The following is a 23,968-nucleotide window of genomic DNA, read 5'->3' as shown; positions in this document are numbered from 1 at the left end:
ACATGGCCAAGAACGACACGCTCAAAACCGCCTCTGTACTCGCTTTCGAGCGCAAACTCGACCCATCCGATGCGCTATTCCGTGCTGGTAGCTGGGAAGACCGCTCGCAGGCAGCGCAGTGGAGCTTCATCCCGGTACGCGAAAAATCGGTGCGCGGTACGATTTCCAATCGTCTGAAGGCGAAAGACCAGGACCCGCTCAAGCTTGATGCAGCTATCGAGAACCCTAATCTGCAAACGGTAGACGTCGCAACCCTGCCTCACGATGCCGATACCCTGGCGGTTCGCTTCACGCTTCGTGTTCTGGCCGGTGCCGGTACTCCTTCCGCCTGCAACAACGCCGACTACCAGAAGAAGCTGGCGCAAACGGTTTCGGGCTATGTCAGCGAGCACGGCTTCGACGAGCTGGCCCATCGTTATGCCTGCAACCTAGCCAATGGCCGTTTCCTGTGGCGCAACCGCATGGGCGCCGAGGACGTCGAAGTGGTCGTTAGCCAAATGAAAGGAGGCCAGCCAGAAAAGACCTGGACCTTCGATGCGCTCGAGCAGTCCACCCGTGATTTTACCGGTAATAAACAGACCCAAGAGCTGGGCGCGGTCATCACCCAGGCGCTGGCAGGCAAGCAATACTTATTACTGGACGTCGTAGCGTTCGCCCGTATTGGCGCCGGTCAGGAAGTGTTTCCGTCGCAGGAACTAATTTTGGATCGCTCACGTGGTGACAAGAGCAAGACGCTTTACAGCATCGGTGAAGGTAACGACAAAAAAGCGGCTATCCACTCGCAGAAACTTGGTAATGCCCTGCGCACCATCGATACCTGGTATCCGGTACCGGAAGGCAGTAGTCATCTTGGCCCCATCGCCGTCGAACCTTACGGCTCCGTAACCACCCAGGGCACTGCTTACCGTCAGCCCAATCCGGGTAAAGGAAAAGAGAAGTTAGATTTCTACAACCTGCTGGATAGCTGGCTATTAAAAGACCAAGTGCCGCCCGTCGAGCAGCAGCATTTCGTAATGGCAACCCTGATTCGGGGCGGTGTATTCGGCGATGCGGGGTAAGCTATGGATCACTATATTGATATTCGACTAAGACCTGATCCTGACTTTAAGCCGGCGATGCTGATGGAGGCGCTCTACAACAAGCTGCATCGGGCACTGTTCGACCTACAGGCAACGGAGCTAGGCGTTAGCTTTCCAGCCCATAAACAAGGTGTTCGCGCTCGCAAGTTAGGTGACCACCTGCGTTTGCATGGTGCCCAGACACGGCTGGAGCAGTTGATGGCGTCTGACTGGCTAACTGGCATGCGTGACCACACTCAAGTCAGTGAGTTGCTTGTTGTGCCCGCTAATGCACAGCACTTCAACGTCGCGCGGAAGCAGTTCAATACGGGCAGCCCAAGCCGTGCCAAGCGCTACGCCAAACGGCACAATGTTTCAGAAGAAGAGGCGCGGAAAATTTACGCCAAGTTGGCTGAACGCCGTATTGCGCTGCCCTTTGTGCAGATCAATAGCCGTTCTACCCAGCAGCGCTTTTGTCTGTTTATAGAACACAGCAAACCTCAAGAAAGCTCGGTGGCGGGAGCGTTTAACCACTATGGATTAAGCAGTAACGCTACCGTGCCGTGGTTTTGACCCTTTTTTTCAACATGAAAATAGGTAACCAATAATCAGTGACTTAGCGGTATCGCTCGAAAAAGGGTGATACCGCTTTTTTAGGCTAATGCTCTTTAACAATCAGCATGTTAAATTTAGTAAGCTCTAGTGCGCTGCCGCCCAGGCAGCTCAGAAATTCCTGCGTGACCCTTGGGGTACTGTGGCACCGTGCGCTGCCGCCCAGGCAGCTCAGAAAATTGGCGACCACCTGGAAGCGATAGGCGTTCTGTGCGCTGCCGCCCAGGCAGCTCAGAAAAACCGAATGCACGCATCGAGCATTGATGTTGCGTGCGCTGCCGCCCAGGCAGCTCAGAAAAACAGATACGCCCTGCTGGCCCGGCGACCACTGTGCGCTGCCGCCCAGGCAGCTCAGAAACGACGCTTTACTTCTTTGGGGTCCGTCAGCGCGTGCGCTGCCGCCCAGGCAGCTCAGAAAGTGAACGCGTCTACCCGCTTACGATCCTTGCCGTGCGCTGCCGCCCAGGCAGCTCAGAAAATTAAAAACGCTTTTATCTGCCAGCTGTCTAGGTGCGCTGCCGCCCAGGCAGCTCAGAAATCGATATGGATACCGCCGTTAATTACCAGCCCGTGCGCTGCCGCCCAGGCAGCTCAGAAAGCGAGATAGCGAAACTAACCAGCAAGCGTCACGTGCGCTGCCGCCCAGGCAGCTCAGAAAGCATCAATCCACGCAGAGGAATTAAAAGCTGAGTGCGCTGCCGCCCAGGCAGCTCAGAAATGCTGACTGACGCTCAAACGGCCAGAGCGGCGGTGCGCTGCCGCCCAGGCAGCTCAGAAAATACCCCGGCGCTAGCACGTCCAAGACGGCGTGTGCGCTGCCGCCCAGGCAGCTCAGAAACCGAGAACGTCAACGTTGGCGAATACTGCGCCGTGCGCTGCCGCCCAGGCAGCTCAGAAAGCCAGCGATCAAGGCTTTTGCGATGCCCCTTGGTGCGCTGCCGCCCAGGCAGCTCAGAAAAGTTCGGTACGTTCGTGCAGTCGCTAGAGGGCGTGCGCTGCCGCCCAGGCAGCTCAGAAAAACGCAAGCAATTCCAACTTGCAGAGCGTCTGGTGCGCTGCCGCCCAGGCAGCTCAGAAAATTGTGACTGACCCGCGTCAAATTCAAGATCAGTGCGCTGCCGCCCAGGCAGCTCAGAAACAATCCAGCGGGCGAATGCTCGACATGGCCGAGTGCGCTGCCGCCCAGGCAGCTCAGAAAAGGCGGATAGCTTCGCGCTCAGTGTCGGCAATGTGCGCTGCCGCCCAGGCAGCTCAGAAAATACTTACTGATTAAGCAGGGTGTTTACCAGCGTGCGCTGCCGCCCAGGCAGCTCAGAAAATGTCGTCGGCTAATGCTGGCACAAAGGCGGCGTGCGCTGCCGCCCAGGCAGCTCAGAAATGAGGGCAGCAGCACATCAATAAACCAATCACGTGCGCTGCCGCCCAGGCAGCTCAGAAAAGCTCCCACTGCAACCGGCGTAGCTCGGCCAGGTGCGCTGCCGCCCAGGCAGCTCAGAAAAGGGTGCCCAGCATGTGGTGCAGCGGGCCATTGTGCGCTGCCGCCCAGGCAGCTCAGAAACTTACCCACGGCAGCAGCTTTTGCTTTTAAGCGTGCGCTGCCGCCCAGGCAGCTCAGAAAGTGTCAATCGCGGGGCTACCGTTGCAACCGGGGTGCGCTGCCGCCCAGGCAGCTCAGAAAAGTCGAAATCGTGCGTATACGTTTGCGAGCCTGTGCGCTGCCGCCCAGGCAGCTCAGAAATTTCCATACGCCATCGTCGCCCTTCGCCTTGAGTGCGCTGCCGCCCAGGCAGCTCAGAAATATATCGAATACCACGGCACACCTGTTATCACGTGCGCTGCCGCCCAGGCAGCTCAGAAACTGAAAAACCAGCAAGTCAGCATCTGGCTCTCGTGCGCTGCCGCCCAGGCAGCTCAGAAAAATAGCAACCTAGTGATGGGTATCAAGGAGGAGTGCGCTGCCGCCCAGGCAGCTCAGAAAATGTCAAAGCCCGCGCATTCATACGTGTGCACGTGCGCTGCCGCCCAGGCAGCTCAGAAAACTGGAAATCAGGGATAGGCTCAACGGCTGGCGTGCGCTGCCGCCCAGGCAGCTCAGAAAGATATGGCGTCGCGCTCTTCGCGGGTGGCATTGTGCGCTGCCGCCCAGGCAGCTCAGAAAAGCAGGAGGCGGACCGTACGCAGGTTGACAGAGTGCGCTGCCGCCCAGGCAGCTCAGAAACAGCGCCACGCCGTAATGCGCGGCCACCCACTGTGCGCTGCCGTCCAGGCAGCTCAGAAACCTCGCAGAACGCGCCCTATCAAGTGCTCTTGGTGCGCTGCCGCCCAGGCAGCTCAGAAAAATAGAAAAAAGAAAGCCCCGATAGGTGCTTAGTGCGCTGCCGCCCAGGCAGCTCAGAAATTGTTAATCATGCCCAGCGCTGAGGGGTCGGAGTGCGCTGCCGCCCAGGCAGCTCAGAAAGAATCAATCTGGATGGCGACGTTCGCCACGTCGTGCGCTGCCGCCCAGGCAGCTCAGAAATGGAAGATGGTCAAGAGCCGGTCAGCTTCATGGTGCGCTGCCGCCCAGGCAGCTCAGAAAGCATCGCCTGCCCGCCGGATACACGGCGCCCAGTGCGCTGCCGCCCAGGCAGCTCAGAAAAGCGCGCTATAGAGTTCATGTAAGCAAGTGACGTGCGCTGCCGCCCAGGCAGCTCAGAAAACCTGCAGGCAATGAGCTGCCCCCACTGCAACGTGCGCTGCCGCCCAGGCAGCTCAGAAATAAACAACGTCGCCCGCTTCGCGCTCACGATCGTGCGCTGCCGCCCAGGCAGCTCAGAAAAACAACCACAAGCCGATGATTCTGGAAGGTGGGTGCGCTGCCGCCCAGGCAGCTCAGAAACAACGAATTGACCCAGCATCGCCGCTACTGTTGTGCGCTGCCGCCCAGGCAGCTCAGAAATTTGCTGAGACAGGTCTTACAGGCCGGTAAGTGTGCGCTGCCGCCCAGGCAGCTCAGAAATATATCAAACTGGCTTTTACAACTGGTATCTGGTGCGCTGCCGCCCAGGCAGCTCAGAAATTGCAAGCTTCGCTCATTTCATCGCGGGTATAGTGCGCTGCCGCCCAGGCAGCTCAGAAATTTCCAAAACAACACTAAATCAATGGTTTTTCGTGCGCTGCCGCCCAGGCAGCTCAGAAACGAGAGAAACGGAGCGTGTTATCACTCGGGTAGTGCGCTGCCGCCCAGGCAGCTCAGAAAAATGGGAACCCCGCGTCCGCATCACCGGCACAGTGCGCTGCCGCCCAGGCAGCTCAGAAAAGAACGGGTACCCCTCATGGCCAACGCTCGACGTGCGCTGCCGCCCAGGCAGCTCAGAAAACGGCTTGATGCTTATCGGCCGGTACGTGTGCGTGCGCTGCCGCCCAGGCAGCTCAGAAATTTAAGAACGTGGCGATTGATGCGCTTGCCGAGTGCGCTGCCGCCCAGGCAGCTCAGAAAACTATAAAAGCCGTAACCGGGCGCGAGTTCTCGTGCGCTGCCGCCCAGGCAGCTCAGAAAAGCGTATTACAGGCAAAGGGCAATCGCCATATGTGCGCTGCCGCCCAGGCAGCTCAGAAAAATCCCCGCCGGAGTCAGCAGCAAGTTGACATGTGCGCTGCCGCCCAGGCAGCTCAGAAAACCAAACAATGTCCAGAGTGCGGCTGTTCTCGGTGCGCTGCCGCCCAGGCAGCTCAGAAACATCCGGGATAATAAAATTACCCGTTGCCTCGAGTGCGCTGCCGCCCAGGCAGCTCAGAAATTACAGCGAACGGAGTGAGACCCATGGCGAATGTGCGCTGCCGCCCAGGCAGCTCAGAAAGTGATCGAGCAGCTGGGACGCCATGCCGACAAGTGCGCTGCCGCCCAGGCAGCTCAGAAAACACAACAAGCGTATCGCCTGCGCGCAATGCCGTGCGCTGCCGCCCAGGCAGCTCAGAAAAAGCATCTATTGCGGCGACGCATTTGGAGTTTGTGCGCTGCCGCCCAGGCAGCTCAGAAAGCTTGGTCATCCCCCAGCGCTCACTAAGCATTGTGCGCTGCCGCCCAGGCAGCTCAGAAAGGCTAGCCCTTTGGTTAGGGCTTTCGCCTGGATGTGCGCTGCCGCCCAGGCAGCTCAGAAAAGCTCAAGCGCGCGTTAGAGCTAAACGACAAAGTGCGCTGCCGCCCAGGCAGCTCAGAAAGCCGTTATGTGCTGGCTGGGCGTACTGCAGCAGTGCGCTGCCGCCCAGGCAGCTCAGAAATGTGCAGGGCAATCGTTACGGTCATAGCCGCCGTGCGCTGCCGCCCAGGCAGCTCAGAAAAACCAGATTGCCGCCCGCGAATACCGTTATATGTGCGCTGCCGCCCAGGCAGCTCAGAAAACCCACACGACCAATAATATCATTGCTCAGCAGTGCGCTGCCGCCCAGGCAGCTCAGAAATCAATGCGGAATGAGCGAAAGCACATGCAGTGGTGCGCTGCCGCCCAGGCAGCTCAGAAAACATTGACTGACCAGTAAAGCGTTGTACCGGAGTGCGCTGCCGCCCAGGCAGCTCAGAAAAGTTCCGAGCCAGCTTCCGTTCTACCGGGTCTGTGCGCTGCCGCCCAGGCAGCTCAGAAATTTACCGCCCCCAGGCGCAGCCGCGAAAGACGGTGCGCTGCCGCCCAGGCAGCTCAGAAAAGCGTTGCCCCCTGCGACATTGCCCAGCAGTTGTGCGCTGCCGCCCAGGCAGCTCAGAAAAAAAGACTGAACTAAAGACACGCTTGGAAAAGGTGCGCTGCCGCCCAGGCAGCTCAGAAATGTCGCTGAAAATACGACGAATATCACTAGACGTGCGCTGCCGCCCAGGCAGCTCAGAAAGCTTCCAGTGTGTTACTGGCCCTTCACAGCAATGTGCGCTGCCGCCCAGGCAGCTCAGAAATTCAAGCAATGATGAAACGTTAAAATCATCCAGTGCGCTGCCGCCCAGGCAGCTCAGAAAACAAACAATGTTTAAATTATTATCTATGGCTAGTGCGCTGCCGCCCAGGCAGCTCAGAAATCGTTCTTACAGGCTTGCTCTTAGCGCTCTCAGTGCGCTGCCGCCCAGGCAGCTCAGAAAGGGCCACGCCACACCATGGCAGTGCCATGCAGGTGCGCTGCCGCCCAGGCAGCTCAGAAAATGCAACTCTTCATCGCCGCCAACGGGAAAGCGTGCGCTGCCGCCCAGGCAGCTCAGAAAACTTCGGCATCAAATACATCAAGATAACTTTCGTGCGCTGCCGCCCAGGCAGCTCAGAAACCACCCGCGCCCACTACCCGCGCCGCGCTATCGGTGCGCTGCCGCCCAGGCAGCTCAGAAAAAAGAAGAAGCCAAGAAGAAGGAACGCAAAGCGTGCGCTGCCGCCCAGGCAGCTCAGAAATGATTAAGCAGGCGGAGGTGCTTGAGACTATGGTGCGCTGCCGCCCAGGCAGCTCAGAAAATTTCCAGTATTGCGGGCATGCGCTACGTTGAGTGCGCTGCCGCCCAGGCAGCTCAGAAACCGATCATGCGGTATGGGCGCCTCGTCTGCTCGTGCGCTGCCGCCCAGGCAGCTCAGAAAAACCCCAGGCAGCACAGACGCCATCCTAGAGGGTGCGCTGCCGCCCAGGCAGCTCAGAAAGACCAGCTGAACTGATCCCAGTTAGCGACATCGTGCGCTGCCGCCCAGGCAGCTCAGAAACTGACGAAGCTAGAAGAAGACCTGAATTACAGCGTGCGCTGCCGCCCAGGCAGCTCTCCGAACTACTCTACGTGCGCTGCCGCCCAGGCAGCTCAGAAAAGCAGCAGATTGATGACGCCAACCAAACCGCAGTGCGCTGCCGCCCAGGCAGCTCAGAAAATGGTCAGGCCTTCTTTTAGCGCGATCTCGGCGTGCGCTGCCGCCCAGGCAGCTCAGAAAATTGGCGAAGATGAAGAAAAAGCGCGCCTAAAGTGCGCTGCCGCCCAGGCAGCTCAGAAAACTACGCAAGCGACAATGAGCAGCCGCGAGATGTGCGCTGCCGCCCAGGCAGCTCAGAAAAGTTGCTGCCTCACACCAAAGGCGAGTGGGCGGTGCGCTGCCGCCCAGGCAGCTCAGAAAACCTATGTACATTCGTACTAATGTGCTTTTGTGTGCGCTGCCGCCCAGGCAGCTCAGAAAATAGTCACGACGGATAGCAGCGCACCGCTTGGGTGCGCTGCCGCCCAGGCAGCTCAGAAATGCCACAGGTGCAGATCGAAGGGGAAAAAGCCGTGCGCTGCCGCCCAGGCAGCTCAGAAAGCCAATGCCACCGGCTATGTGGTGCCTGGCGCGTGCGCTGCCGCCCAGGCAGCTCAGAAAAGAAGGCGCAGCAGTTGGGCGGCAAAACGGCAGTGCGCTGCCGCCCAGGCAGCTCAGAAACTCAAGCTCTGTTACCAGCGCTGCCAGCATTTGTGCGCTGCCGCCCAGGCAGCTCAGAAAAACGGCGTCGACCGGGTAAAAGAGTTTACTGGGTGCGCTGCCGCCCAGGCAGCTCAGAAAATCTCTGCATATTAGTGTTGGCGAGATGAACGGTGCGCTGCCGCCCAGGCAGCTCAGAAAACCGTCGAGCGCTCGCCCAATAGCCACATGGCGTGCGCTGCCGCCCAGGCAGCTCAGAAAGGCAACATTACCGTTGAGCTTGACACTAAGCCGTGCGCTGCCGCCCAGGCAGCTCAGAAAATGACGGCATAAGTGATGGGATAGACGACTTCGTGCGCTGCCGCCCAGGCAGCTCAGAAAAAGCACAAGTCGCTAACGCTGGCGTGGAAGAATGTGCGCTGCCGCCCAGGCAGCTCAGAAAAACCTCGCCACCGCCAAAGCCTAGCGCGCCACGTGCGCTGCCGCCCAGGCAGCTCAGAAAGTGTTGCCGAACACTTTACCCATGAAGTAGCGGTGCGCTGCCGCCCAGGCAGCTCAGAAATACAACGCCAGGGGCGCTAATGACAATACTCGGTGCGCTGCCGCCCAGGCAGCTCAGAAATTGACCGGCTTGCCGTCATATTCCCAATTGCCGTGCGCTGCCGCCCAGGCAGCTCAGAAAAACCAAAATTCGCTAAGTAGCCACCCTCTGCAGTGCGCTGCCGCCCAGGCAGCTCAGAAAACCCCGCAGAAGATCGCGCAGGGCGAGCAGATGTGCGCTGCCGCCCAGGCAGCTCAGAAATATCCATAGCCAATTGATTAAATTGCTTTCCGGTGCGCTGCCGCCCAGGCAGCTCAGAAAAGGAGAACGCCGACCTGCTCCAAGGTGAGCGTGTGCGCTGCCGCCCAGGCAGCTCAGAAAGATGCGGCAAACATGGCGAAGCGTAGCTTTTAGTGCGCTGCCGCCCAGGCAGCTCAGAAAATAAGGTCGTTTTGTACGGCGCTAATGATCTGGTGCGCTGCCGCCCAGGCAGCTCAGAAAAGATTACCGGGCGTGGTGTATTTTTTGCGGCGGTGCGCTGCCGCCCAGGCAGCTCAGAAAAAACACTGCTTCTCCCAGCGATGCGCCTTGGCGTGCGCTGCCGCCCAGGCAGCTCAGAAATAGCCTAGCCGAGTGAGCTGTATGTGCGTCACGTGCGCTGCCGCCCAGGCAGCTCAGAAAATTAACGGCTATAGCCGCAATGGGCAAATGATGTGCGCTGCCGCCCAGGCAGCTCAGAAAAATACAGACTCCCATCCCAACCAGCACACCGCGTGCGCTGCCGCCCAGGCAGCTCAGAAACTCCGGTTCGTGATCGCGGTCGCTTTGCACCAGTGCGCTGCCGCCCAGGCAGCTCAGAAAATCACGGTATCGAGCGCCTCGCTAGTCATCAGGTGCGCTGCCGCCCAGGCAGCTCAGAAAGTTACTAGTGCGAAGTGACCGCCTTTCACCTGGTGCGCTGCCGCCCAGGCAGCTCAGAAAAGGGGAAAGCTGGGCCAATACCTGTGGTAAGCGTGCGCTGCCGCCCAGGCAGCTCAGAAAAACAACAGACAAAAAATCTAAGCTGTTTGCATGTGCGCTGCCGCCCAGGCAGCTCAGAAAAAATCTTCAGCGGTCAAGCGCTGGCCGGGAATGTGCGCTGCCGCCCAGGCAGCTCAGAAAAGTCGAAACAATTATCATCACCGTAGTAATTAGTGCGCTGCCGCCCAGGCAGCTCAGAAACATAGAATTTAACGCCCTGCATTACGATGTTTGTGCGCTGCCGCCCAGGCAGCTCAGAAAATGACGACCAGGCGCATTTTGTGACGCACCGCGTGCGCTGCCGCCCAGGCAGCTCAGAAATACGTGTTCAGAGAGTGTGCGTTTAATTACTCGTGCGCTGCCGCCCAGGCAGCTCAGAAAAATACCGGTGTACTGGCTAAACGTGTCTTGGGGTGCGCTGCCGCCCAGGCAGCTCAGAAAGAAACGTGCGGGCAACGCTTGCGGGCGGTATTGTGCGCTGCCGCCCAGGCAGCTCAGAAATAACGGGACGCCCTCTTGATCGGTAACACCACGTGCGCTGCCGCCCAGGCAGCTCAGAAATACGGCTTGATAAGCAGCTATCGCGCTGGTATGTGCGCTGCCGCCCAGGCAGCTCAGAAAATCATGGAAACGCTTATCTGGGAGCACAAGCTGTGCGCTGCCGCCCAGGCAGCTCAGAAATCATCAATGATGCCGGATAGTCCAAAGGCATAGTGCGCTGCCGCCCAGGCAGCTCAGAAATGTAGCAGTGGGTTCTTTCCAAGCGCTCGTAAGTGCGCTGCCGCCCAGGCAGCTCAGAAATAGCGGAACCCTTACCGACCTTGTTTGCGTGCGTGCGCTGCCGCCCAGGCAGCTCAGAAACTGCACCATGAGCGCCGATTGCCCCATGATCGGTGCGCTGCCGCCCAGGCAGCTCAGAAATTACACAAAATAAGGTGCAGCGGGATAGTAATGTGCGCTGCCGCCCAGGCAGCTCAGAAATGGAGCACGTTTATATCAACCGATGAATTTGGGTGCGCTGCCGCCCAGGCAGCTCAGAAAAGCGGCCGAATGCTGGACATAGCCGATTCTGAGTGCGCTGCCGCCCAGGCAGCTCAGAAAATTTTTAATCGCAATATCAAACCCTTTAACTCGTGCGCTGCCGCCCAGGCAGCTCAGAAAGCCACCAGCGGGCCGTTTGAGATTGACAACATGTGCGCTGCCGCCCAGGCAGCTCAGAAAACACCGCTACCGCTCCAAGGCACGGTTAGCTGGTGCGCTGCCGCCCAGGCAGCTCAGAAATACTTGCTGGCGGAAAAGGAACGGATGTCCATGTGCGCTGCCGCCCAGGCAGCTCAGAAAGCAATCAAGCCATGCTGGAAGCCGTGACCGCCGTGCGCTGCCGCCCAGGCAGCTCAGAAAATGCCGGCACCCGCCGCCATTAAGTAGGGGTTGTGCGCTGCCGCCCAGGCAGCTCAGAAATGTCAGCACACCGAGCAAAAACCACGTTACGCGTGCGCTGCCGCCCACGCAGATCAGAAATTACAGGGCGATGTCGTAGCGCTCGGCAACGTGTGCGCTGCCGCCCAGGCAGCTCAGAAAACCACCGCTAGGTTTCTCGGCGCTCTTCTTTTGTGCGCTGCCGCCCAGGCAGCTCAGAAATTAACCACAAAGGTGAGTCTGAGGTCGTTCCTGTGCGCTGCCGCCCAGGCAGCTCAGAAAAGGAGAACTCGATGATCTATGATCTCTTGGCCCATGTCCGTGCGCTGCCGCCCAGGCAGCTCAGAAAAATGGCGGTGTAGATGTTGGTGATCAATACCGGTGCGCTGCCGCCCAGGCAGCTCAGAAAATTCGATGACAGTTGCCGGTCGCACGCTGTCCGTGCGCTGCCGCCCAGGCAGCTCAGAAAGACAAGAGGCCATGGAGCGGTTATCTCAATATGTGCGCTGCCGCCCAGGCAGCTCAGAAATTCAAGGAAGGTGCGCCGTGGCTGGCGCCCCAGTGCGCTGCCGCCCAGGCAGCTCAGAAATCAGAATGGAGCGGCCCAACAGGGCGGCTATCGTGCGCTGCCGCCCAGGCAGCTCAGAAAAATCAATAGTCCGTTTATATTCAAAGCCAGAAGTGCGCTGCCGCCCAGGCAGCTCAGAAATGGGGATTTTGACCTTTGATGGCTCCGCCATCGTGCGCTGCCGCCCAGGCAGCTCAGAAAAAGACCACGCGCCCTCGTCCGGTTGCCCTTCGGTGCGCTGCCGCCCAGGCAGCTCAGAAAATTGCGTCACTGGATATGTTCGGGGCTGCATCGTGCGCTGCCGCCCAGGCAGTTTTGGAGAGCTGGCTTACCATGGCACCGCTGCGCGGTGCTTCCGCGGGCGCGCCTGAGGCTTACCACGCGCTACTTGGAAAGTGCATGGCTTGTAATGCGTGTATTGCTGAAGCGCTGTGTAAATTTCCACAAAAAAGCCACCGCGTTGGGTGGCTGTGTCTGTTGAGTTTAGAAAACGCTAAGCCCTAATCCTCTTGCGGGGGTGTTTCCAGGGCGCGCTTGTCGTCGGGTAGCCGGACGATATGGCCAACTTCAAGTTTGTTATGGTGCTGATGGCGCTCGCCGTTTGAATCAATGATGGCGACGACTTCACCAATGCTGACGGCGTCATCTTCGCGGTAGGCGTCTACTTTGATACGCACCATGGCGCGCGAATACCGGGCGGAGAGAATGTCGCCAGGGGCAGGCTGGCCGTCGTGGTTGGGGTCGTTCTTGAAGTACTGCATGACGCTGGCGCTGCCGGGGTCGTCCCATTCGATATGTTGATGCATCGTTGCCGTCCTGGATGAATGTCTGTTGAGTGTAGTGCGTTACGCCTCGCTTAGCTTTAGCGCGGGCTGCTTCAACGCTTAGCGAGCCGGGTTTTCGGCTAATTCCGCTACGGGCGGGTTCATTGTGACCATCCAATAGGAAGAGATCCATTGGTGGCGCGCTTACGGCGGTATGGCCGTTTTTTATTTCATGTTTGCTGGATCATGTAAATCGACACGCCAATAACGTGTCGATGGCTTTATCTATTCAACAGCTGAATGGATCAGGCTGCAGGGAACGGATGCGCCGGTGGGGAGTGACTGAATAGCGGCAGGTTAATCACGGGGCGTGTGTGCCCTCATCTGGCGATGCAGCCATAAGACAAGGTAGGTTGAGCAGGGTGTCGTTTTCTGGCTCATTTATTTGGCTAAGCTGTTGGCCATCATAGTTTTTGAGCCGAGTGGGGCAGGCGCGTAAACGCTGTATAAAATCATCGATAGCGGTTTTGCCATCAAACTCAGGGTCAAACCCACCTAAGCGTTCAAGCCACACCCGCCTAACGGCCATGTAGGGCGGTAATAGCAGCGTAGTGGCCAATAGGCGTCGCAGAATACGTTCCGCAAGCGAAGGCTGTTTAAGGCCAATGATTAAGGCATCGAGTGTTGAGGTGGTCAGCTGGGGATACAGCGAGTGCCATAGCGCGGCTGAGGGCGGCTGTTTTTGTAGCGCAATGATTAGCCATTCAGCTTGGCTGGCAAACGCGGCTTTATTAAGCCGTGCCCCGAGCGGCAGCTGCGGGGTGATGAGGAAGTGAGTGTGGTAACGCTGCTCTATATCGGCCAAACGTGGCTGTGTATAGGCGCCGGTCACAAAAATAGGCAATAAATGATCGGCCACGCCAGAGTCACGAATGGACTGTAAATGCCGTGGCAACATCGACCCCGTGACGACGGCGTCAACGATAAAGCAAACCGATCCCATTTGCTGACTCCAGCTGTGATCAAATATGTCAATTTGTAATTTATTGTAGTAGTTGGTTTATTTAAGTAGCAAGAGAAAAGTTTGCAAACAAGAAAGTGTGTTGGCTTTTTTGTGCACTATTTTGAGTCAACGGCGCTTATTTTTGTTTTATTTTGGTGCATTGACAGGCTTTGAGTCGCTGCGCAACACCCTATAACGGCCTTATGCGTCATGAAGAAGCATTGCGGCGTATTTTTAAAAGCTTAAAAAACAATTGGTTGGCATTTTTTTATGCCATATTGGTGCAGTGTTGGCATAATCTCTGCATTGCAATTTGCAGCGGCTAGCGGGCCGTAGGCACAAGCCCTGCGGCGTGCTAAAACGATAGCCGGTTTGAAATATTCGCTGAGCGGTTTGTGCACCAATGCCAGCAAACGTTGAGCGAACAAGAATGACAAACGTGCGGTTTAGCACGTAGTTTGTCGAACAACACATTTATCGGTAGCTTACTGTCGTTAGCTTTAAGCCACGCTCATACCGGAGGACACTATGTCAGCCAAGACCATCGCGCTAATTGAAGAACATGATGTTAAGTGGGTAGACCTGCGTTTCACTGACACCCGCGGTAAAGAACAGCACGTCACTGTGCCAGCCCGCGACGTTGACGAAGAGTTTTTCGAAAACGGCCAAATGTTCGATGGCTCTTCCATCAATGGCTGGAAGGGCATTAACGAATCCGACATGATTCTGCGTCCTGAGGATGGCTCAGCCTACCTCGACCCCTTCACCGAAGACGCGACTCTGGTGCTACGCTGCGACATTATCGAGCCTGCCACCATGCAGGGCTACGACCGTGACCCGCGTTCCATCGCTAAGCGTGCAGAGGCTTACCTGCAGTCAACCGGTCTAGGCGACACTGCTTTCTTCGGCCCTGAGCCCGAATTCTTTATCTTTGACGAAGTGCATTGGAAGTCTGACATTCAGGGCTCCATGTACAAAATCACGTCGGACGAAGGCGCTTGGGCAACCGACAGTCAAGTCGAAGGCGGCAACCTGGGCCACCGCCCGCGCGTTAAAGGCGGCTACTTCCCGGTGCCCCCGGTAGACAGCTTCCACGACATCCGTGGCGCTATGTGTAACACCCTAGAAGCGATTGGTCAGACCGTGGAAGTGCACCACCACGAGGTTTCCAACGCGGGTCAGAACGAAATCGGCGTTAGATTCAACACGCTGGTGAAGAAAGCTGACGAAGTGCAGGAAATGAAGTACGTGATCCACAACGTGGCGCACGCCTATGGCAAAACCGCTACCTTTATGCCGAAGCCGCTGGTGGGCGATAACGGTTCAGGTATGCACGTTCACCAGTCGTTCTGGAAAGATGGCACCAACCAGTTTGCCGGTGACGAATACGCTGGCCTGTCGGAAATGGCGCTCTACTACATTGGCGGCATCATCAAGCACGCCCGTGCGCTGAACGCCTTCACCAACGCTTCCACCAACTCGTACAAGCGTCTGGTGCCGGGTTTTGAAGCGCCGGTGATGCTGGCTTACAGCGCGCGTAACCGCTCGGCTTCTATCCGTATTCCTTATACCGCAAGCCCGAAAGGTAAGCGTGTTGAAACGCGTTTCCCTGATCCGACCGCCAACCCCTACCTGGCCTTCGCTGCCATGTTGATGGCCGGTATCGACGGTATCAAAAACAAGATCCATCCTGGCGATGCCATGGATAAAAACCTCTACGACCTACCGCCGGAAGAAGGTAAGTTGGTGCCGACCGTGGCGCACAGCCTGGATCAGGCGCTGGAAGCCCTCGACGCTGACCGTGCGTTCTTGACCGAAGGTGGCGTGTTCACCGACGAAATGATCGACGCTTACGTCGAGCTCAAAATGGAAGACGTTGAGCGTATCCGCATGACGACTCACCCGATTGAGTTTGATATGTACTACAGCTGCTAATCAGCGCTGTGGGTAGCCAATAGTGCTCAAACCCCGCCTCGGCGGGGTTTTTTCTTATCAGAGGCGGTATGGGGAAAAGCAGAATGGCCAAGGTGGCCGCGCTGGGTTTGGCGGTTAGCCTATTGAACCTCGACGAAGCGGCGTTTGGGCAAACGGTTTACCGCGTCACCGATGAGCATGGCAACGTAACCTTTACCGATAAGCCCGGCCAAGGGGGCGAGGCGCTAGAGCTAGCCCCATTGCCGGGCTTGCCGCCAGCGCTAAGGGCAACGACGGCCAGGCGACAAGCGGCCACGCCAGGCGGTGTGCGTCCGCGTGGCAAACCGGGGCAGCCGTTTATGCCCTACGACCACTTTTCGATTGCTTTGCCCCAGCAAGGCGCACGATTGGATGAGGCAATGACCGCCGTGGAAATCGCCATTGCGCCACCGCTGCGCGACGACCATCAGGTGCGGCTGCTGGTGAACGGTGAGGTCAGCCAGTCAGCGTTACACAGCGATTTTTTCTGGCTAACGGGGCTGGCGGCGGGGCGTTATAAGCTTCAGGCTGAGCTATTGGACAGCAGCCAACGGCTGCAGCACCGCACCGCGGCAGTGATGATCACGGTGCCTTAAAGCCGTCTTCTTAAAAAATAGCATGCACTAAAATAGTGCAACAATCAGCCGGTTCGTTTCCGTCAGTGCGCTAAAACGAGTCAGCTCGCGCGAAGGCTATGCCCATAAGCCGTGCAAATAGGCGCTAATGGTTAATTGGCGCGCTTTTTGCAACTGCCACATTGATCATCCACCTGTAGGTCTGTAACGGCGATGGAAGACGCGATTTATCAGGACACCACCATGCACCAGCGCTTACTTGAACACCTGACGACGGCTGTGTTGCTGCTTGATGGCAAGCTACGCGTGCGTTGGATGAACCCCGCGGCCGAAGCTTTATTGGCGGTCAGCCTCAGCCGTGTGAAGGGCATTAGCCTGGACACGCTCCTCGGTGACGACAGTATTGATGAGGTGTTAGCGAAAGCGCGGGATGCGTTTCACCCTTACACCCAGCGGGAAGCGCGGATTACGCCGTTAATTAATAGCGAACCGCTTACCGTTGACTACACGGTAACGCCGTTATCAGACGACGAGCTGCTTTTAGAAGTAGAGCCCCGCGACAGGTTGATGCAAATCTCCCGCGAGGAGGCACTGACCACGCGCCAAGAGACCATCAAGGTGTTGGCCCGCGGCCTTGCTCATGAAGTGAAAAACCCGCTGGGTGGCATTCGCGGCGCCGCGCAGTTGCTGGAGCGGGATTTAGCCGATCCGGCGTTGCGCGAATACACCCACATTATCGTCGAAGAGGTGGACCGACTGCGCGACCTGGTCGACTCCATGTTGGGGCCCAACTACATCGTCAAGCATGAGCCGGTGAATATTCACAAGGTGCTTGAGCGCGTGAGAGCGTTGCTGATAGCCGAGCATCCCAACGTGTCGATTAGCCGCGATTACGACCCTAGCCTGCCCGACCTTTCCGGCGATGAAGCGCAAATGATTCAGGCGGTGCTCAATGTGGCGCGCAACGCCGTGCAGGCGATGAACGATGCGCAAACGCCGGAGCCGACCCTGATATTGCGCACCCGCTCCCGTCGCCAGTTTACCCTGGGCGCCGAGCGCCACCGTTTGGTCAGCGAAGTCGCCGTCATCGATAACGGCCCTGGCGTGCCCGATACGCTTCAGGAAACGCTGTTTTACCCCATGGTGTCGGGGCGCTCGGAAGGCAGCGGCCTGGGGCTCTCTATCGCTCAGTCGATTTTGCACCAACATCAAGGATTGATCGAATGCGACTCACGTCCTGGACATACCGAATTTCGTTTATTGATTCCCATGGTCTTACTTTCACCGGAGAAGCGTCATGACTGAGGCTGCACGTAATGATGTTGCGCGGGTGGTCGTTGTCGATGACGACCGCGCTATCCGCTGGGTGCTAGAGCGCGCGTTAGCACAGCCCGACCTAGACGTGGAATGTATTGAGCGTGCCGATACGGCGCTGGAGCGCTTGCTGGAAAGCCCCCCGGACGTGTTGGTCACCGACATTCGTATGCCGGGTATCGACGGCTTGGATTTAATGGCCCGATTGCGCGAAGCGCATCCCGATCTGCCGGTCATTGTAATGACCGCGCACTCTGATCTCGACAGCGCCGTGGCCTCTTATCAGGGCGGGGCGTTTGAATACCTGCCCAAACCGTTTGACGTTGACGAAGCCCTGGCGCTGGTGCGCCGCGCCGTGGCTCACGCCCGCGAACGCCAGCGCCCGGTAACCGTGCCGGAAGGTTTAAACGCGGAAATTATCGGCGAAGCGCCAGCGATGCAGGAGGTGTTTCGGGCGATTGGCCGTCTCTCCCATTCGCATATCACGGTATTAATTAACGGTGAATCGGGAACCGGTAAAGAGCGCGTTGCCTTGGCGCTTCACCAGCACAGCCCACGGGAAGGAAAGCCGTTTATCGCCTTAAACATGGCGGCGATTCCCCGCGATTTGATTGAGTCGGAGCTGTTTGGCCATGAGAAAGGGGCCTTTACCGGCGCCGCTCAGCAGCGCCAAGGGCGGTTTGAGCAAGCCAACGGCGGTACGCTGTTTTTAGATGAAATAGGCGATATGCCGTCTGAAACACAAACGCGCTTATTGCGTGTATTGGCGGACGGTGAGTTCTACCGCGTGGGCGGCCATACGCCGATAAAAGTGGACGTGCGTATCATTGCTGCCACCCACCAAAATTTAGAAGTGTTGGTCGAAGACGGGCGTTTTAGGGAGGATTTGTTCCACCGCTTAAACGTAATCCGCATTCATCTACCGAGGTTGGCCGAGCGGCGTGAAGACATCCCGCGGTTGACCCGGCACTTTTTAGCCGAGGCAGCGAAAGAGCTGTCGACCGATATCAAAGTGCTCACCAGCGACGCGGAAGCTCACTTAACCCGGCTAACCTGGCCGGGTAACGTACGCCAGTTAGAGAATATCTGCCGTTGGCTAACCGTGATGGCGTCTGGGCGGGAAATTCTGGTCGAAGACCTGCCGCCTGAGCTGCGTTCGACCAGCGCTTCCGAGAGCAGTGCCCACGGCGATTGGCGCACCGCGTTTCGGGATTGGGCCGATCATGCGCTGGCAGAGGGCCATACGCATCTATTAGAAGAAGCGGTGCCTGATTTCGAGCGTATTCTCATTGAAACAGCGCTTAAACATACCGGCGGACGCAAGGGCGAGGCCGCTGAGTTACTTGGCTGGGGGCGTAATACGCTTACTCGCAAACTGAAAACACTGCTACCGGCCTTGGCAGACGAATAACCGCTGCTCGAAAGCGAGTGCGCTATTCGTCTCTGAGTATATAGACCGCATCGGCGAGCGTGGTGTCAGGTAGCTCGCAGTGATGGCGCTGCCAGGGCAGCAGGCTCAGGGTGTCGTCAACGCCGAGGGCGTTGAGTTGATGCGCGACGCCATCGCTGTAGGTCACGTGGCCCAGGCCCATGATGCCCACGGCGAGAGCACCGTCTTGTGTGGCCTCGGTTAAGCGCTGAGCCATGGCGATGTCCCACGTCAGCTGGGCCTGCACAAAGCGCTCAAGTGCGTCAGGGGCATTGCCCATGGCGTGTTGGTTGAACACCTCGGCGAGCCGCGCTTGGTACCCTTCACTTGCCGGGTGGGGCGGCGGTATTCCATGGCGCTCTTCAGCGGGCACATTATCCCAACCTTCACTGACCAGCCGCTGACGTAGGGCGGGGTCGATATTGAGGGCGATAAGCGGAATTTGTGCCATGCGGGCAAATTCTAAAATGGGCATATACAGCTCTGCATCAAATCCCCAAGCCTCGTCCCACTGAGTCTGCGCCAGCATAGTATCGTTATCTATTTCACCGGCTAGCCAGGCATCCAAGGCTGACTGAGCGCTGCGCGGCAGCATCTCCAAGCCAATCACCATTTCGTCGCGAAGGGCATGTAGCCCCGCCAGGGTGTGCAACTGCCAGCGGTGGTGGGCCATTTTGTCGTGTTGTTCACCGAGTAACACCACCTGCTGCTGAGCCGCGGTAGTCAGCAGTTCAGCATTGGTAAGCGGCTGGTCTGCCTGCCACCACTGGCCTGGGATTGGGCAAGCCGCCAGCGCCACGCTGGGCAACAGGCTAGCCAACGCAAAAGCCGTCAGCGCGCTAAAGCGGCGGCCTTTATGGTGCACGCTATTGTTGCGCTTCAACGCGTCTAATCTCGGCAAGCAACGCTTCGGCTTCTTCGGTAAGCGTGGCATTGGCGCGCATATCGCCATTGCGTGAGGCTTCCATCGCGGCTTGCAGTTTGCGTTCATATTCTTGCTGCAGTTTCTTTTTGGGGTCGCGCTTAAACATGCCTAACATTGACCATCTCCTTTTCTGATGTAGACCATTTGTATAGGTTTTGATGGCCAGTGTCGAATGTTTGTTTTATGACGACGGCTGTATTTGGCTAGCTCGCCAGATGGCACTGGCCCAAAAAGCGCTCAAAATCATGCAATAGGGTATCGAGGCTGGCATGCAGGCGGTGGTCGTCATCGACCATTCGCAGCGATAACCGCTGTAGGCGGGCGCGTTCAATCACCGGCTCCGGCGCCACCACCTCGTCTCGCCAACCGTGAATGATATGGGTATAGCGCGCCTGAATGGTCGGAGAGGTTTCTGGGTAGTCGGCCAAGCCAAGCGCCGGCGCCAGCAAAAAACAGCCCAGCACAGGCTGCTGAGCACTCACCGCCGCACTTAACCAGCCGCCCAGGCTTGAGCCTGCCAGTACGCAATGGGCGGGGGGATCACCCCGTTTGGCTAATACCGCTAACAGGTGTTCCAAGCGCTGCTGAGGTTCTGGCATGCCTCGGTAGTCCATCACGACGGGCTCGCAGTCGTCGATTTTTTCAGCAATGCCCTTCAATGCCTGTATTTTCAATGCGCCAGGCCCACTCTCTAAGCCGTGGGATAGATAAACCGTCATCATAATGATTAGCTCGCTGATCGTTGGATAGCTCGGCCACCTTGTTCAAGGTCTTCGCCGGCGCCGCGAATGGTATTGCAGCCGCTTACCAGCAGCAGTGTCATCAGCACTAATAAACCCAGGGCAACAGCGCGTGTCATCTAGTTCTCCTTGAAAGCATGCTCTTTGCGAGCTTCACACCTTGAGTATCGCTCTATTGAGGGCAGCGGTTAAACAGGTGCGGGTAAAATAATCCTTACCGAGGCGTTCCGCTATGCCTGACCAAGCGAAAATCGCCCTAATAACGTGTGTTTATGTCCCATGTGCCAGTTCTACACACGCAATAGGCGACTGGAAAGATGATGTCTGGCACGGATTGTTTTTATAAGTTATTGTTTTATAGTTTTTTTATTTATAAATACATATCTTGGCCCATAAGCTGCAAGCATATGGGTAATAGCAGTTAGTAAGGCAGTAAGCAGCAAAGCAAGACAGTAAGCAGCAAGACAGTAAGCAGAAAAGTAGTCAGTCGATTAGCCAATAGTCAGCGGCAGCAACTCAGTGAGGGGGCTGACAGGCAGAAGGAAGGCAGGACGCCGAGATACAAACAGGACGTTAAAGGACATTTAGCCCGCTCACTGGTGGTAACGCAGGATACGTTACCCATCAAAACCAGGGACTGGATGCGATGCAAAATGACCATCTCGTGAAAGCGAGGTGGTTTTTTTGCGTCGCTTTTTGCGTCGCTATTTTGTCATAAAATGCTGATATATATTAATTTTTAGTGATGTGAGATTTTTTTGCATAGGGTTTATGCCGATTACCATCGCGATTTAGTCTATCCTGTGAGGAAATCAAAAAGTAGCGGTTAGAAAACGTTAACGTGGCAGCCGCAAACTATCAGGGACAAGATTATGGCGATGGCATTGATGTTATGCATGTTTATTTTGTTCTTAGGTTTTTCGGGGCTGGGCGTGTATATGATGGTCAAGACATCTTTCATGGCGAGCCTGGATGAACGCAATGACAGGCCACCCGATAGTTGACTATTTTACAAATTAAATAAAAATTAACGCCCGCTTAGGCGGGCGTTTTTGCGTCAGTTGTCCATCTCACCGCAAAGCGGCGCTTCACCCCATCCAATACAGGCTGGCTAAGGCAAAGGCGTAACCCATTGCGGCACCCGCCAGCACATCGCTGACATAGTGCAACCCAAGCCCCACCCGGGAAACGGCAATCAACAGTGTTAACGGCAGAATCACCGGCAGCAGCCAGGGGGTGTGGGCGGCCACTAATACGCTAAACATCACCGCGTGCATGGTGTGGCCGCTGGGAAAACTGTAACGATCGCGTGCCGGTTCGCAGCACTCAATGCCTTCACCGTAAGTAATGAAGGGCCGTTCGCGGCAGAGGCGCGTTTTTACCAGCCGGTAAATCGCCACGGCAAGCAACGCGACCCCGCTGTACTGCATTACCCGCCAGGTGCCATTGGGCTGAAGCCACGGCTGGGCAATAATGAGTAGCACCCATACGGGCCAATCGCCTAAGCGGCTGGCGGCCTGCAAGATGAGGCGCCAGGGCCGATAGAACGATAGCCGTGCTATGCGTTGGCAGAATTGCCACTCCAGCAGGTCAAGACGATCGAATACGACAAGCGGACGCGGGCGCATGGTGGGCCTCCTGGGCTTGGTGTAAATAACGCACAAATTGCTCGGCAATACCCGACCAGCTTTGCTCAAGCGCGCGTAAACGTGCCACACGGCCTAACCGCGCGTAGTCAGCCGGGTGTTGGCAGAGTTCCACCGCTGCCTGTTGAAAGGCAGCGCTATCGCCAGCGGGAACGGTCATGCCGTTATGGCCACTGTTAATCAGTTCAGCGCTGGCAGCGTGGTGATAAGCGACGACGGCCAACCCGCTGGCCATGGCTTCCGCCACCACATTCCCCCAGGTTTCGGAAAGTGAAGGGAAAATAAACAGGTCGGCGCTGGCGTAGTGGCAAGCAAGCGAGTCTTGTCCCACAAAACCGGTGAAGTGCACATCTGGCAGGGCTTTTTGCAGCTGTGCCCGCCCTGGGCCATCGCCGACGATCACCTGGGCGATATCGGGGCGCACTTCGCGCATGGCGAGAAAGGTTTCTTGTAGTAAGGCAAGGTTTTTTTCCGCCGCTAACCGGCCCACGTACAACGCCACCGGTTGATGCTCGTTAACCCCCCAGGATTGGCGTAATGACGGGTCTCGGTGGGCAGGTGAATAGCGCTCACCATCCAACCCACGAGACATCACCTGGACGCCGCGAATGCCTTGACGCTCTAGCGATGCGGCCTGAAGGTGAGTCGGCACCAGCGTCAATGTGCAGCCGTTATGAAAATAGCGCAGGTAGCGCTGGGTGGCAGAGGTCAGCCAGGTGACACCATAGTCTTTGCAGTAGTGGTCAAAATTAGTGTGCCAACCCGCCACCAGGGGGATATTGAGACGCCGCGCCGCTCGCCGGGCCGCCCACCCAAGGGGGCCTTGGGTGGCTACATAGATCACATCAGGACGATGCTTACGCCAAAAGCGGCGTAGGGCCGCCGGTGTTACCAGGCCGACTTGCACATCGGTATAGCCCGGTAACGCAAAGCGCTGCACCTGGCGTTCGCGGTTAATGCCCGCGGCGTTACCCGCTACCCTTGGGCGCGGACGAATAACATCAACCAGCACTCCTTGCTGGTTGAGCTCGCAGTTTAGCCGGCTCAGCGTATGAGCAACGCCATTGATGTCCGGGTACCAGGTTTCACTAACAATACAGAGCCGCATGAGCGATTCATCCGTTTATCACGTTTGTAATTATTCTGGATGAGAATAGTGACACTGCGGAGTCAGGCCGGTGAATAAGCGATGACATGCGTGGCGCGAACCTGTGTGCATTGACGCCCGCTGTGAAGCGCTGTTTTATCACAGGGCGTGTTGAAAGATGGTGATACTGATGGGCGCACAGATGGGCTACCCTTGTACTGATTTCAAATAACAAGCCGGGAGTTAACAATGCAATCGATCGTTATGATTACAGGGGCCAACCGCGGTATCGGTTTAGCGCTGGCAGGGCATTACGTTGATGCGGGTTGGCGAGTGTTAGGCGTGTGCCGTCAGTCGTCGGAAGAGCTAGACCGATTGGCTGAGCAGGTGATCGACGGCATTGACGTCACGCAGCCCGACGATGTCGCGCGACTCGTTGAGGTGCTCAATGGTCAAACGATTGACCTATTAATCAACAATGCCGGATGGCTGCACGATGAGTCTCTCGGCGGTCTTGATTTCGACACTATCCGCGAGCAGATGGAAATCAACGCCTATGCGCCGCTGCGCGTAGCGGAAGCGCTGCTGCCCAACCTCAAAAAAGGTAGCAAAATCGCCAATATCACTAGCCGTATGGGCTCAATCGCGGATAACGACTCCGGTGGCCGCTATGGTTACCGTGCCTCTAAAGCGGCCCTCAATGCGTTTGGTAAATCGTTGGCGATGGACTTAAAGCCCCGCGGCATTGCCGTGGCTCAGCTGCATCCGGGTTATGTGCAAACGCGCATGGTTAATTTTGGTGGCTTAATCAGCCCCCAAGAGGCTGCGTTGGGCATCGCCGCCCGTATTGAAGCGCTAACGCTCGATAATACGGGCGGCTTTTGGCATAGCAATGGGGAACCTCTGCCCTGGTAACCGCCTGCGCGGTTGGTTT

At 57.3% G+C, this 23,968-nt stretch carries 15 protein-coding genes and 2 CRISPR repeat arrays; of the genes, 7 read left to right on the top strand and 8 right to left on the bottom strand.

Annotated features, from left to right (window positions below; translation table 11 throughout):
• Positions 1-2: 2 nt before the first annotated feature.
• Both csy3 and cas6f read left to right on the top strand, forming a co-directional pair.
• Positions 3-1,058 carry a type I-F CRISPR-associated protein Csy3 gene (csy3, locus tag HVA01_RS07485; RefSeq protein ID WP_146874479.1) on the top strand — a complete coding sequence of 352 codons (1,056 nt, stop codon included), beginning with the start codon at positions 3-5 and terminating at the stop codon, positions 1,056-1,058.
• 3 nt (positions 1,059-1,061) lie between these two features.
• Positions 1,062-1,631 carry a type I-F CRISPR-associated endoribonuclease Cas6/Csy4 gene (cas6f, locus tag HVA01_RS07480; RefSeq protein ID WP_146874477.1) on the top strand — a complete coding sequence of 190 codons (570 nt, stop codon included), beginning with the start codon at positions 1,062-1,064 and terminating at the stop codon, positions 1,629-1,631.
• Between the two features lie 129 nt (positions 1,632-1,760).
• Positions 1,761-7,372: a CRISPR direct-repeat array (repeat unit 28 nt; unit sequence GTGCGCTGCCGCCCAGGCAGCTCAGAAA).
• A 70-nt stretch (positions 7,373-7,442) separates the two neighbouring features.
• A CRISPR array of direct repeats spans positions 7,443-11,919; the repeat unit is 28 nt; unit sequence GTGCGCTGCCGCCCAGGCAGCTCAGAAA.
• 179 nt (positions 11,920-12,098) lie between these two features.
• On the opposite strand, the gene HVA01_RS07475 is transcribed toward cas6f, so the two are convergent.
• Together HVA01_RS07475 and HVA01_RS07470 are read right to left on the bottom strand one after the other, a co-directional pair.
• Complete coding sequence (locus HVA01_RS07475; RefSeq protein ID WP_146874475.1) at positions 12,099-12,404, bottom strand: hypothetical protein; 306 nt, start codon at positions 12,402-12,404, stop codon at positions 12,099-12,101.
• Between the two features lie 319 nt (positions 12,405-12,723).
• Positions 12,724-13,365 (bottom strand): hypothetical protein, encoded by a 642-nt coding sequence (locus HVA01_RS07470; RefSeq protein ID WP_146874473.1) that lies wholly within the window; start codon positions 13,363-13,365, stop codon positions 12,724-12,726.
• Positions 13,366-13,893: 528 nt separating this feature from the next.
• On the opposite strand from HVA01_RS07470, the gene glnA reads away from it, so the two are divergent.
• From glnA to ntrC, 4 genes are all read left to right on the top strand, one after another.
• Positions 13,894-15,300, top strand: a complete 1,407-nt coding sequence (glnA, locus tag HVA01_RS07465) for a glutamate--ammonia ligase (protein ID WP_146874471.1) — start codon at positions 13,894-13,896, stop codon at positions 15,298-15,300.
• Between the two features lie 83 nt (positions 15,301-15,383).
• On the top strand, positions 15,384-15,914 hold the full coding sequence (locus HVA01_RS07460; protein WP_246129538.1) for a DUF4124 domain-containing protein: 531 nt from the start codon (positions 15,384-15,386) through the stop codon (positions 15,912-15,914).
• A 222-nt stretch (positions 15,915-16,136) separates the two neighbouring features.
• Positions 16,137-17,198: a nitrogen regulation protein NR(II) gene (glnL, locus tag HVA01_RS07455; protein WP_146874467.1), complete on the top strand. Its 1,062-nt coding sequence runs from the start codon at positions 16,137-16,139 to the stop codon at positions 17,196-17,198.
• Positions 17,191-18,618 carry a nitrogen regulation protein NR(I) gene (ntrC, locus tag HVA01_RS07450; protein WP_146874465.1) on the top strand — a complete coding sequence of 476 codons (1,428 nt, stop codon included), beginning with the start codon at positions 17,191-17,193 and terminating at the stop codon, positions 18,616-18,618. Before glnL ends, ntrC begins: the two co-directional genes overlap by 8 nt.
• 22 nt (positions 18,619-18,640) lie before the next feature.
• Here the strand turns inward: ntrC and HVA01_RS07445 are convergent, their stop codons facing one another.
• From HVA01_RS07445 to HVA01_RS07420, 6 genes are all read right to left on the bottom strand, one after another.
• Positions 18,641-19,501: a ChaN family lipoprotein gene (locus tag HVA01_RS07445; RefSeq protein WP_246129536.1), complete on the bottom strand. Its 861-nt coding sequence runs from the start codon at positions 19,499-19,501 to the stop codon at positions 18,641-18,643.
• A 1-nt stretch (position 19,502) separates the two neighbouring features.
• Positions 19,503-19,676 carry a DUF6435 family protein gene (locus tag HVA01_RS07440; protein WP_146874461.1) on the bottom strand — a complete coding sequence of 58 codons (174 nt, stop codon included), beginning with the start codon at positions 19,674-19,676 and terminating at the stop codon, positions 19,503-19,505.
• Positions 19,677-19,764: 88 nt separating this feature from the next.
• Positions 19,765-20,283, bottom strand: a complete 519-nt coding sequence (locus tag HVA01_RS07435; protein ID WP_146874459.1) for a YqiA/YcfP family alpha/beta fold hydrolase — start codon at positions 20,281-20,283, stop codon at positions 19,765-19,767.
• Positions 20,284-20,288: 5 nt separating this feature from the next.
• On the bottom strand, positions 20,289-20,420 hold the full coding sequence (locus HVA01_RS07430; protein WP_146874457.1) for an entericidin A/B family lipoprotein: 132 nt from the start codon (positions 20,418-20,420) through the stop codon (positions 20,289-20,291).
• Between the two features lie 969 nt (positions 20,421-21,389).
• Entirely contained in the window at positions 21,390-21,929 is a 540-nt protein-coding gene (locus tag HVA01_RS07425) for a phosphatase PAP2 family protein (protein WP_146874455.1), read from the bottom strand.
• Positions 21,892-23,055 carry a glycosyltransferase family 4 protein gene (locus HVA01_RS07420; protein ID WP_146874454.1) on the bottom strand — a complete coding sequence of 388 codons (1,164 nt, stop codon included), beginning with the start codon at positions 23,053-23,055 and terminating at the stop codon, positions 21,892-21,894. Before HVA01_RS07420 ends, HVA01_RS07425 begins: the two co-directional genes overlap by 38 nt.
• A gap of 228 nt (positions 23,056-23,283) precedes the next feature.
• On the opposite strand from HVA01_RS07420, the gene HVA01_RS07415 reads away from it, so the two are divergent.
• Positions 23,284-23,949, top strand: coding sequence for an SDR family oxidoreductase (locus tag HVA01_RS07415; protein ID WP_146874452.1), 666 nt, complete (start codon positions 23,284-23,286; stop codon positions 23,947-23,949).
• Positions 23,950-23,968: the final 19 nt, after the last annotated feature.

The organism is Halovibrio variabilis, from assembly GCF_007991175.1.
In the GTDB taxonomy this organism is placed as follows: domain Bacteria; phylum Pseudomonadota; class Gammaproteobacteria; order Pseudomonadales; family Halomonadaceae; genus Vreelandella; species Vreelandella variabilis.
This window is presented reverse-complemented; position numbering and strand designations above follow the sequence as displayed.

Bases quoted from the DNA above. Each gene is read 5' to 3' on its own strand.
- glnA (WP_146874471.1), top strand. From the start codon at position 13,894: ATGTCAGCCAAGACCATCGCGCTAATTGAAGAACATGATGTTAAGTGG.
- HVA01_RS07460 (WP_246129538.1), top strand. From the start codon at position 15,384: ATGGCCAAGGTGGCCGCGCTGGGTTTGGCGGTTAGCCTATTGAACCTC.
- HVA01_RS07440 (WP_146874461.1), bottom strand. From the start codon at position 19,676: ATGTTAGGCATGTTTAAGCGCGACCCCAAAAAGAAACTGCAGCAAGAA.
- HVA01_RS07475 (WP_146874475.1), bottom strand. From the start codon at position 12,404: ATGCATCAACATATCGAATGGGACGACCCCGGCAGCGCCAGCGTCATG.
- HVA01_RS07415 (WP_146874452.1), top strand. From the start codon at position 23,284: ATGCAATCGATCGTTATGATTACAGGGGCCAACCGCGGTATCGGTTTA.
- HVA01_RS07420 (WP_146874454.1), bottom strand. From the start codon at position 23,055: ATGCGGCTCTGTATTGTTAGTGAAACCTGGTACCCGGACATCAATGGC.
- csy3 (WP_146874479.1), top strand. From the start codon at position 3: ATGGCCAAGAACGACACGCTCAAAACCGCCTCTGTACTCGCTTTCGAG.
- cas6f (WP_146874477.1), top strand. From the start codon at position 1,062: ATGGATCACTATATTGATATTCGACTAAGACCTGATCCTGACTTTAAG.
- HVA01_RS07430 (WP_146874457.1), bottom strand. From the start codon at position 20,420: ATGACACGCGCTGTTGCCCTGGGTTTATTAGTGCTGATGACACTGCTG.
- ntrC (WP_146874465.1), top strand. From the start codon at position 17,191: ATGACTGAGGCTGCACGTAATGATGTTGCGCGGGTGGTCGTTGTCGAT.
- HVA01_RS07435 (WP_146874459.1), bottom strand. From the start codon at position 20,283: ATGATGACGGTTTATCTATCCCACGGCTTAGAGAGTGGGCCTGGCGCA.
- HVA01_RS07470 (WP_146874473.1), bottom strand. From the start codon at position 13,365: ATGGGATCGGTTTGCTTTATCGTTGACGCCGTCGTCACGGGGTCGATG.
- HVA01_RS07425 (WP_146874455.1), bottom strand. From the start codon at position 21,929: ATGCGCCCGCGTCCGCTTGTCGTATTCGATCGTCTTGACCTGCTGGAG.
- glnL (WP_146874467.1), top strand. From the start codon at position 16,137: ATGCACCAGCGCTTACTTGAACACCTGACGACGGCTGTGTTGCTGCTT.